The organism is Fimbriimonadaceae bacterium, assembly GCA_019638775.1.
Lineage (GTDB): Bacteria > Armatimonadota > Fimbriimonadia > Fimbriimonadales > Fimbriimonadaceae > JAHBTD01.
This window is the reverse complement of record JAHBTD010000091.1, coordinates 1-1,883: the sequence shown is the minus strand read 5'-3', so window position 1 is coordinate 1,883 and position 1,883 is coordinate 1. Positions and strand designations below refer to the sequence as shown.

Here is a 1,883-nt window from a genome sequence, read left to right as displayed (position 1 = left end):
GTCCAGAATTTATCACCATACCGAAAAAGTAGGGGGGCAAACAAAAGAAGCGACTCGGGGGGCGGGTACGCCCGTGTCCCATAGGTGAGCTCCCCTGGTTCCGTACAAAGGCAGGTGTTAGAGGAGTTCTGCGTAGGCGTTGCTGGCCTGTGTTGGGCGAGGGGCTTCGGCAGCCACGCATCTGAGCACCGCGTCTGGAGACGCAGTGCCATCTGGACTCGGGCACCGTCGTGTCGCGTCAGGGGACTCGCCCGTGCCAAGAGAACAGCCGTTGCTCATGATGGGGTGTGGCGACACCAACTGAATTGATCGATGACGTGAGCAAGCTGCCCCCGCGATAGCGTGCGGGCTTGATCAACCGCAACGATGTCTTGGCGAGTATTACCACGACTGGTGACATGGTAGACGGCACCAGTTGTAGCCGATGAGACATGGCAAGAGAAGATAGCAGACTCCATTTTGGTTCCAGCATTCGTGACCAGGACTGTTCACGAAATAACATTGATCTTCAGCAATAGACGGCGGTACCATATTCTCATGAGTGTACTCGTGCGCATTACCATTAATCCGGCCCAGTGCGGTGGTCGCCCCTGTATTCGTGGGATGCGGATCCGCGTGAAAGACATCCTCGACCTTCTTGCAGCTGGTGTGTCAACGGAGACCATCCTGCAGGACTACCCCTATCTTGAGAAAGAAGATATTCAGGCGGCCCTTGAATTTGCGGCGGCCCAGTCCGACCACGTCATCCTCCGGGCCGGATGAACTTCCTGATTGACGCGCAGCTCCCTCCAGCATTAGCTCGTCTTATCATATCTCTCGGGCATGGAGCCGTTCACGTCGAAGAAGTAGGCATACTCCTCGCAACGGATCAGGAGATCTGGAACTACGCCGTTGCCAATGCCCGGACCATAATCACAAAGGATGAAGACTTTAAAAATATTCTCTTACTTGCCTCTCTGCCGGTAACGCCCGTCATCTGGGTCCGGATCGGCAACTGCTCCAACACGGCACTCGTCCGGTGGTTTCAGCCCCTGTTCTCTCAAGTGATCGCCAACCTTGAACAAGGTGAGCGGCTCATCGAGCTGTACTAGGGCGTGTCATCAAATGTTCTGGGTTCACACAACCATCGCATTATGATTCACTCCGTCCCAGGCCGAAGGAGGGGCCTGCGGATGGTGAGACGGTACGGGTTGCGCGATGACCAGTGGGAGAAGATCGAATCCCTGTTGCCGGGGCGTGACGGCACGGTGGGGGTGACGGCGAAGGACAACCGGTTGTTTGTCGAAGCCGTGTTGTACCGGTATCGCGCGGGCATTCCGTGGCGGGATCTGCCGGAGCGGTTCGGAGATTTCCGAGTGATCCACACGCGCCATACGCGCTGGAGTCGACGCGGCGTCTGGAAGCGAGTATTCGAGCGTCTGGCCGAGGAGCCCGACAATGAATACGCGATGATCGACTCCACGATCGTCCGGGCCCACCAGCACAGCGCTGGGGCAAAAGGGGGCATCACGCGCAGGAAGCCCTCGGCCGCAGCAAGGGGGGCCTGACCACGAAAATCCATGCGACTTGCGACGCACTGGGTAATCCGACCGGGTTTCATCTCACCCCAGGACAGGCGCATGATCTGGAGGGCGCCGATGTCTTGCTCCCCGGTATTGAGGCGAACACAATCATTGCTGATAAGGCCTTTGATGCCGATGAACGAGTGATCCAGCCGCTGCAACGAGCAGGCAAGATCCTGGTCATTCCCCCCAAAGCCAACAGAACCATCCCACGCGACTACGATCAAGACCTCTACCGAGCCCGGCATCTGATTGAGAACTTTTTCGCGAGGCTCAAGCAATTCCGGGCCATCGCCACCCGTTACGACAAACGCGCCACCA

General features: G+C 57.7%; 2 protein-coding genes and 1 pseudogene. All 3 read left to right on the top strand.

The window, feature by feature from the left end:
• Window positions 1-537: 537 nt before the first annotated feature.
• The 3 genes and pseudogenes from KF784_20155 to KF784_20145 all read left to right on the top strand — a co-directional run bounded on the left by KF784_20155 (window position 538) and on the right by KF784_20145 (window position 1,883).
• Window positions 538-762, top strand: coding sequence for a DUF433 domain-containing protein (locus KF784_20155; protein ID MBX3121371.1), 225 nt, complete (start codon window positions 538-540; stop codon window positions 760-762).
• Entirely contained in the window at window positions 759-1,091 is a 333-nt protein-coding gene (locus tag KF784_20150) for a DUF5615 family PIN-like protein (GenBank protein ID MBX3121370.1), read from the top strand. Before KF784_20155 ends, KF784_20150 begins: the two co-directional genes overlap by 4 nt.
• Window positions 1,092-1,175: 84 nt before the next feature.
• Window positions 1,176-1,883 (top strand): annotated as a pseudogene (locus KF784_20145) (IS5 family transposase).